At 33.2% G+C, this 8,602-nt stretch carries 9 protein-coding genes; 6 read left to right on the top strand and 3 right to left on the bottom strand.

Features of this window, described 5'->3' with window-relative positions:
- Positions 1 to 445: 445 nt before the first annotated feature.
- Positions 446 to 1,702, top strand: coding sequence for an MFS transporter (locus ACLOR3_RS10555; RefSeq protein WP_270616166.1), 1,257 nt, complete (start codon positions 446 to 448; stop codon positions 1,700 to 1,702).
- Positions 1,703 to 2,081: 379 nt separating this feature from the next.
- On the opposite strand, the gene ACLOR3_RS10550 is transcribed toward ACLOR3_RS10555, so the two are convergent.
- The 3 genes from ACLOR3_RS10550 to ACLOR3_RS10540 all read right to left on the bottom strand — a co-directional run bounded on the left by ACLOR3_RS10550 (position 2,082) and on the right by ACLOR3_RS10540 (position 5,084).
- Complete coding sequence (locus ACLOR3_RS10550; RefSeq protein ID WP_411400974.1) at positions 2,082 to 3,656, bottom strand: ATP-binding cassette domain-containing protein; 1,575 nt, start codon at positions 3,654 to 3,656, stop codon at positions 2,082 to 2,084.
- Positions 3,657 to 3,857: 201 nt separating this feature from the next.
- Positions 3,858 to 4,475: a tetratricopeptide repeat protein gene (locus ACLOR3_RS10545; protein ID WP_155200314.1), complete on the bottom strand. Its 618-nt coding sequence runs from the start codon at positions 4,473 to 4,475 to the stop codon at positions 3,858 to 3,860.
- A 162-nt stretch (positions 4,476 to 4,637) separates the two neighbouring features.
- Positions 4,638 to 5,084 carry a helix-turn-helix transcriptional regulator gene (locus ACLOR3_RS10540; RefSeq protein WP_000287814.1) on the bottom strand — a complete coding sequence of 149 codons (447 nt, stop codon included), beginning with the start codon at positions 5,082 to 5,084 and terminating at the stop codon, positions 4,638 to 4,640.
- Positions 5,085 to 5,404: 320 nt separating this feature from the next.
- Here ACLOR3_RS10540 and ACLOR3_RS10535 point away from each other — a divergent pair, with 320 nt between their 5' ends.
- The 5 genes from ACLOR3_RS10535 to ACLOR3_RS10515 form a co-directional block, all read left to right on the top strand.
- On the top strand, positions 5,405 to 5,878 hold the full coding sequence (locus ACLOR3_RS10535) for a hypothetical protein (protein WP_061564625.1): 474 nt from the start codon (positions 5,405 to 5,407) through the stop codon (positions 5,876 to 5,878).
- A 40-nt stretch (positions 5,879 to 5,918) separates the two neighbouring features.
- Entirely contained in the window at positions 5,919 to 7,115 is a 1,197-nt protein-coding gene (locus ACLOR3_RS10530; protein ID WP_270308718.1) for a replication initiation factor domain-containing protein, read from the top strand.
- 2 nt (positions 7,116 to 7,117) lie between these two features.
- Positions 7,118 to 7,504 (top strand): hypothetical protein, encoded by a 387-nt coding sequence (locus tag ACLOR3_RS10525; RefSeq protein ID WP_001096843.1) that lies wholly within the window; start codon positions 7,118 to 7,120, stop codon positions 7,502 to 7,504.
- A gap of 59 nt (positions 7,505 to 7,563) precedes the next feature.
- The gene (locus ACLOR3_RS10520) at positions 7,564 to 7,758 is read left to right on the top strand and encodes a DUF3173 domain-containing protein (RefSeq protein WP_000598356.1); all 195 of its coding nucleotides are present in this window, start codon (positions 7,564 to 7,566) and stop codon (positions 7,756 to 7,758) included.
- A 3-nt stretch (positions 7,759 to 7,761) separates the two neighbouring features.
- On the top strand, positions 7,762 to 8,602 hold an 841-nt coding region (locus ACLOR3_RS10515; RefSeq protein WP_412037214.1), incomplete at its 3' end, for a tyrosine-type recombinase/integrase.

Here is an 8,602-nt window from a genome sequence, read left to right as displayed (position 1 = left end):
ACTATACCGGCGGCCGGGGTCGAACCGGCACGTCCTTGCGGACACTGGATTTTGAGTTCTATGAATACACTTTTTAAATCTTATATCCTTGATTTAATAGGGTTTTAAACCTTTTGAATCTTGCAAAATAGACTCATTTTTCAGATTTTAGTAACTTTTTGGTAACTCATTTTTCTCTCTTAAATAACTACTTCCATAAACAGTGAGACAATCATTTTATTTCTTAGCCGTTAAATAACACAGCCACTAATCTTAAAAAATTTACTTTCTTTCTACATTTTTTAATATACTTTTATTAGTATAATTGGTAAAATCTTAATTAACCAAAATTATGGTTTATCTAATAATCTGATTACCTTTCAGATTCATTGAATAGGATTAGATAACCAAATCAATGTTGAAACGAATGGAGGGGGTTAGTATTAAAAATTTAATAAGTGATCAAATGTCTAATAGACAAATCGTTAAAGACTTTATCAGTAGTTTTATTAGCTCCTTAAGTGGAAAAGCTTTTAATTTTGCTTTAGGATTAATGTTACTGGATCAAACAAAATCGGCAATGAGTTTTGGAATCAATATGATCATCTATCCTTTAGTTAGTTTGATTTTCTTGGTTCCAATCGGTAATTTAGTAGACCGATACCGTCATAAAAAGATCTTAACTTATAATTTTATCTTTAGGCTTATAATCTTTCTTCTGTTTTATGCTTTTTATTTTTTAACGAATTCATCTACTATCTTATACCTCGTAATCCCATTTGTCATACTCCACTCTATTACAGTTAACATCAATGATACTTGTTATTCAGCCTCTATCCACGAGTTAGTAAATGATACAAAAATTCAACGATTAAGCTCTGTTACACAAACTGCCATTGCTATCGCAACCATGCTTTCGCCAGCTATTGGAGTCATTTTTTATAATTGGTTAGGCTTCTCAGGCTTTATTCTCATAGAAATCATTGCAAATCTCCTTGCTTTAGGTGTCTTACTTACCATGAAATTCTTCTATGAACACGATGGGCAGGAAGCTGAGATCAAACAGAATGAAAACCCTCAACACGGGGTTAAAGAAATTATCCGATTTTTAAAAGAAAATCAGATTGTCAAATATATTATTCTTGTTAGTGTTGTACTGAATTTTTTCTATACTTCCATTAGCATTGGAGTACCATTTGTAGTTAAAGAGCAACTCCTATTAGATAATGCAACAATAGGTATCCTAGAAACAATGTCTGCAGTTGGAATGTTATTAGCCAGTGTGTCTATGTCGCTACTGCCAGACAAAAAAGAAACCAACACACTTCTCACTAATAGAATCCGCATCCCGCTTTTTCTTCTAACTATCGCTATCATTGGTTTGGGTATTACATTTGCAACTAGTAACACCCAAGTGATTATTTCTTCCGTTGGCGGTTTATTCATGGGAATTATCGCATTTACTCTTGTTATTCTAAATATTGTCGTCATGACTTATCTTCAAAGTAGCATTGAAACAAATTATTTAGGAAGAGTGATGAGCACTTTATTCACACTAAATACGTCTATTATGCCGATAGGTACCATTGTATTTACTTATCTATTTCAAAAAGATATAAATGGAGGTCTGATATTCATATTTGGAGGGACTTCTCTTCTGATCTATACCATAATAATGTTACCTCAAATATATAGAATACTGCAAAAAGAACACACTTATTGACATTGAAACCAAACCAATACTAAAACGAAAAAGACAAGGATAAAACACCTTGTCTTTTTAAAATACTAGCAACTTAGACTAACAAGAGAACTTTTTTCAGAATTTAGTACCTTTTTAGTAACTCATTTTTCTTCTTCAAATAGTAACCTCAATGCAAATAAAATAGTGGTGAAGTAGTTTACACTACATCAGATATTATTTAATAATTTTTTGTACAAAAAAGACAATTTCCTTAGTTTGACTATGGTACTCAAACTATTTTTCATCAAATACCTTGATATACTTGATAAATGGTAGAAAAAAGGACTTAGCCCTGTGCAATACGGAACTAAATCCTTAACTTAAATTATTTATCCAACATATTGGGTTCATTACAAAATCAATTCTTTCTTAGTTCAATGACTTGATCGTATCGACTTTCATTATCAATATGGTGAGCGATTTCTAACACCATCATCGGTAGTGAGAAAATCAAATCTCGAACCATCTGGCTATTTTCTACGTCAAGAGCTGCAGTTACCTCATCTGCTAATAAAATATCCTTTTTACGAAGAAGGAAGCGGGCTAGTTCAATCCGGACTCGTTGTCCGCCTGAAATATTTTCTCCGTTATTAGTGATTACAAAATCAAGTCCATCAGTTAGTTCATGGTCGAGTTTGACCTGTCTCAAAGCAGTCTCCAATTCTTGATCTGAAAACTCTTGTCCCAAACTAAGATTGTAGCGAACAGTATCATTAAAGAGGAAAGGATGCTGACTGATGATACCTACCTGACGAATAAAATAACTTATTTTTGCTCCATCCCTTGTCCGACAAGTAATCGTCCCATCATCCGCCTTTTCTTCCCCTGTGATCATTCGAAAGAGGGTTGATTTCCCACAACCACTTGGCCCTTTGATGAGGACTTTTTCGCCTTGTTGAATGGCTAGATTAAGATCGCGTATAATCTCTCTACCGTTATAAGATTTACTTAAATGAGAAATTTCTAGTTCTTCTACTTGTGAGATCGAATGATTGTCCGATTCACTATCATCTGATCGATTTAAAATTCCGAAAATCTTTTCTGCCGTTGTTTTGGCTCCTTGTACTTCAACCACATCATACATGATATTTTGTATAGGACCTACCAGTTGACCAGCGGCAATATACATTGCAACCAGGCTAGCCACTGAAACATGATGACCATGCATGGCAAGGAAGAACCCCAATACCAAGGGGAGTACTTGGCTAAGAAAGACCATGAAACCATTACAAAAGAAAACAATATTATGGGTAAAAGCAAACTTTTGAATGGCTCGTTGATAACGAAGATTGATATTCCAGACGCGCTGAGAATTTTCAGGCAAGGCTTGATTCATCCGCAAGGTTTGAGCCCCTCGAATACTATCAGAGATTTGGTTATGAACGGCTGTTCTTCCCTGAGACATTTCATCCCCTGAATTCTTTAGCTTATTATTCATTAAGAATTGTGGAATGGGACGTAAGATTGTGAAGAAAACAAAGATAGAACCCAATAAAACATTTTGGGCAATGATATAGATCGCCGTAATCAGCGCTCCAAATCCCCAACATGAAATAGTCATATAGCGTTCAAAAAAGTTATCTCCTAAAAATTCCATATCCTGTGTCAGCATGGTAATCTTTTCATCTTCACTATATTTCCTGTCTTCCATTAACTTCTGAAAAAGTGCTGTTCGGATATTCATGTGAATTTCACGTCGAAAGACATTATTTGCATGATTACAAAATAACATTAGACTATACAAAGCGAAATAGACAGAAAAACCAAAGAGGGCAAATTTCCAAATAGAAGAATAGGTAAGGTTATTTTGATCTATCGATAATGCTTTGGCAACAACCAAGGGTTGCCCCAAAGCGAGACCCCCATTTGCCAGTGCCCCAATAATGGTTAGGTATTTTGTTTTTTTATCAAGATATTTAAAAATATTAATCATAAATCTCTCCTAGATAATAGAACCCTATAATTGAGAAATATCAGATGTAATCATTAAATCTTATTACATATTATTCTTTGTGATATATTTTACATGCTCATTATACATCTAAAAATAAGTCTGGTCAATGAATATTTAAAGAACTTAACTCTAGATAAAAAAGAGCTCTGCTTATTAACAGAACTCATCTCTTTTAAACTTTTAAGGGGTCAATTCTTCAATTTCCTTTATCCCTTCAAACTCTCCAACACTTTCGAAAAGCTCTATAGCTCGTTTGAAATGTCTGTTGGATAATTCCGTATCTTTCAAGGCTAAATAGATTTCACCTAACCCTCTATAGCTACAAGCTTGAGAAATCACATCATCAGTCTCTAAAGATTGTTCCAATGACAGATTCATGAATGTAAGAGCTTCATCAAGATTGTTTAATTTCAATCTCACATAGCCTTGCTCGTAGTTATTTATAGCTTTCTTTAGATTATCATTGGGAAAATGCTCTTCAATTATCTTCTCTTCATCTTCAATGAGCTTTAAAGCCTTATGAAAATCCCCCTGATCTCTGTAGATCATAGCTAATTGATGTAATCCAATGTGTTCATGTTCTTTATCTTCATTTTGTTGAGCTAATATAATGTATTTCTCAAAGATACGAACACACGAGGCATAGTCTTTTTCTGCCAATAATAAATACCCCATCAGATTTAAAAGGCTAAAATCTGTACAGGTATCAATGGAAAAATCTTGTTCAACCAACTGTTTAGCTTCTGATGTTTTTCCCTCCAGAAACAAGTCCCAAGCTGTATCAATTTTAGAGACCATCTATTTCCCCTTTCAACTATAAATAACCTTCATTAAATAAAATTATTCAACAAGAATATACTAATCTTTACCTATTGAAACTTCTAAATGTTCTTTCTTTAATGGAATTCCGTTAATATTTTAGACACATTTTGGGAGGAAATTTTGAAGACTAGCGTCCTTCTAATTTTCCCAATAAGTTTTAACTTCTTCAAAAATCTTATTCAAAAGTTCTGCATCTTTTTCTGACAACTGATTTTTTTCTATAACTCTATCTTTTAGTTCTGTTGCCTTTATTTTATTTCTTGCCACCGAAACTGCTATTGAATGTTTCAAAATATCAAACTCATCCTTTGAAAAGTTTGCAATATTGGTAAGATCTAATTGTTCTAGAGGTAAACTACTGATAATTGAATAAGGTTTTTGTCCCAGCAAATAATCTGTAGTAGTACCAAAGATATTTGCTAATTTCACAACGAATTCTAATCCTGGTTCTAACGTTCCATTCTCCCACCGAGAATATGTCCCTTGTTGAACTCCAATTAATTCCGATATTTGTACTTGAGTTAACTTTTTTGATTTTCTGAGAGTTTTTAACCTCTCTGAAAATTTATAATCCTCTGTATACATAATTCTCCTATAGATATTCTTATTCGTATATTTTTGCTTGACAAAATATTCTAAACGGTATAAAATAGAATTATTCCATAAGGAATATTTATTTTAAGATTAAATATTCCATTGAGAATATTATAGCATAAAAGGAGGTAAAAGCGTATGTAACTAGTAGTCGATTTAAAAAATTTTAATAAAGGAGGTAAGATTCGACAAAATAAAAAAATCTTGAAACAAATGTGCCGTTCGTTCCAAGATCAAAACATATTATGTAACAATTATACCACAGAAAACTCTTCAGTTGCACAAGAAAATTTCGGAGGTTTCGAAAAAAGATGACCAATAAAGAGTTAGTCAATCAAATTTCTGGCCTAAACTCTACCTCTACTCTTAAAAATTGGATCCAACTGATTAAAGAGATAAGTGGCAAGGAATTTAAGAAAATTAAAATTCCTATCAGTAGAAACCCAAGAACTCATCAATTAAGTTATACAGTTGCCTATGACTTTACAGACGAAGACCTTAGACAATTTCAAAAGTTAGCTAAACTAAAACTTGAAATAGGTCTAAAAGAGGCTATACAAGCCGTATTTGGGAGTCTAGCAGACAATGAGCATGAATCCCTAAACCAAGCAATAGATGAGCTCTACGATGAACTGAGCGCCTTAAAACAGGAATTTAAGCGAGAAATGCGACTGATAAAAATTGAGAATTCCAACCTAAAAAAGAAAATCCAAGATATTGAAGAGTCGATGCAAACCGGCTTACTAGGGTTTGTTAACAAGAGGTCAAAAAATAGGTTCGGCTAATAGCGAGTTTTCGGCTGAGCCATGAGGCAGAAAGCCGAAAATGAGCGTAGATGCGGACGGACCATTTTTGACCGATAGGGTGTGTAGTAACACCACCCTCTGCAAGTTAGGTGTACCATCGAAAGAATTCAGTATTATCAAGGGTTTTGGAGATTTCAAGAGTGGCAAAATTAGGCAAAAAGTTGAATCAAAATCTATGGCAAACAATGAGCATTTACGTTCTGTATTTGACTGGATTCAAATTCAGTTTGATAAGACTGAATTTTCGCCAAAAGAAATAATCGAAGATATCCTATTTCTTGACTTTGACCTATTTATTGAGAACAAGGGGAGCCTTAAATACTATAACTATGATAGCCAGCTTCATTATGGGAATATCCGTATCTACTATGGATCGAAAGAGTCGTCCTACATGCTTATCATGTCAGGACAGGCACTTGAATTCTATAGAGATATGGTATTAGATCCAAATAGTCTATCCGAAAGACAGTTTCTGGACAACCTCTACTACAATTACAATCGTTTTTCAATCAGACGAATTGATATTGCAATAGATGATTTTAATGAAACACCCTATTTCACTCCTAATCAACTTCTAAAGATCTGTCAGAAGAAACGCTTTATATATGGAAAAAGCACCTACTACAACACCTATGGAGATGAAACAATCGGTCAGACCCTATATTTAAGAAAACCAAATGATGATGAAAGACTTAGAATTTACGATAAGCGCTTAGAACGAGCTGAGAAGCTCGGTATCAGCAAGCGGTATATAGAAAATTGGATAAGAACTGAGTTAGAACTTAGGAAAGAAAAAGCTCACTACTTCATTCAAGAATGGCTGCATTCAGAAATAGATCTTCTCAACTTTACCAAGGGATATCTTAAAGAAAAAGTGAGGTTCTATAGTGATAGCCATTTCTCAAAACCTTTGAGATCTTGGGAAAAGTTTTTAGGTCACTCAAAACCTGTCTCTATCATTATTTCAAAACCAAAAACAGAACTAGAACAAAAATTAGAATGGTTTACCTATAAAGGTTCTGGAGCTATTCTAAAAGCGTATAAATTTCTATACGACAATAACTTACTGCATGAGTATGAGAAGACTAACTATCTCGCACTCAACAATATGGAATATCCACCAGATTTAGCAAGTGGATTAATAGAAAGGGCAATTCTCTTTAAAAGAGAAGATTTGATCCCTACAATCAAAGAAAATATCAAAAGGAGAAATTAATTATGGCAAAAATGCTTTCACAAAATGACTGGAATTTTAATAACATTGGAACAAAATTTGAATTGGATGAAGTCATTCCAAAATTTGAAACGGAAGTCCGAGCAGATGCAAACGGAGAAATTATCAAAAACCGAGATGGTAGCGAAAGACGTTTTAATACCGATAAAATCATTGGTTGGAAATACAATGTAACGATCAAGGATGGACAATTCAAAAAGAAATCAACCCAAGTCTCAGTAGACAATCCAGATGCCTTGGTTGATAATGACTATATCCAAGCAATGGATGAAGTACCAGTTACATTTGACAATTTACAAGCTACTATGATTAGCACGACAATGTATTACAAGGCAGATGCTATCCATTTAGTAGATGTAAAACAAAAATAAGTATAAGACAAGGGGAGTTAATCCTCCCCTTACTTAATCTAATTAGAAAAGGAGATCACATGATTAAAACTGTAACAAAAGATGACCTTATCGAACTTGGATTTGCTCCAGGAACTGCAAGAAAGATTATCCATACTGGCAAATTACTATTAGTGAATCGTGGTTTTAATATCTACGATAACAAACGGATTGGTACAATTCCAGCCAGTGTTGCTGAAGAGCTACTAGGAATTGAACTCCAGAAAGAAGCATAATGAATGACTGTTCGTAAAACTAAAAGTGGTAAATGGACCGTCGATGTTTCTAATGGTTTCCACCCAGTCACACAAAAAAGAATACGTATCATTCGAAAAGGATTAAAATCTAAAAAGGAAGCCCTAGAACTAGAACAACATATTCGAGTTGTAGAATTAAAAGAAAAACAATTTGACTTTGTAGTAACAACAGATATGTTATTCGACTTACTTGAAGAAGATGATCTGAAAAATGGCAGAAAAATAAGCTATACAAGTACACAAAGAAACAATTATGAGCGTCATATTAAACCATACTTTAAAAATACAAATTTAAATAAATTAACGTATGACCATATATTCGAATTTCGTGAATACCTAAAAACAAAAACTAAAAAACAAAATGAAAAAGAGACTTTAAGTTATAATACAATTAATAAAGTTCTAATTCTACTTAAAAAAATTTTTGATACTGGTATAAGAAAATCCCTCATTGATAAAAATCCTGTTGAGAATCTGAGAAAATTACCAATTAGGAAGCCTAATATCAAATTTTGGAGTATAGAAGAGTTCACGAGATTTAGAGAGCTTATTCGAGATGATGAAATAAGCTATGATCTGTTTTTCGTAATTGCTTTCTTTACTGGGATGAGAATGGGAGAAATACTCGCATTAAACTGGAATGATATTAATTTTTTAACTAATACGATTTACGTTACCAAGACGGTATACTTTGTCAATAATACAAGCTACATTAATACAACAAAAACACGATCAGGAACTAGAAACATTACTATCAATCAGAAATTAGCAGAAATGCTAAAAGATTGGAAAGTAAAACAAAAGGAAAAACTTGAGGAATTTA

The sequence above is a fragment of the Streptococcus intestinihominis genome (genome assembly GCF_046824975.1).
Taxonomy (GTDB): Bacteria; Bacillota; Bacilli; order Lactobacillales; family Streptococcaceae; genus Streptococcus.
Note: the sequence above shows the minus strand (reverse complement) of the source record. Positions and strands in the feature narration are given on the sequence as shown.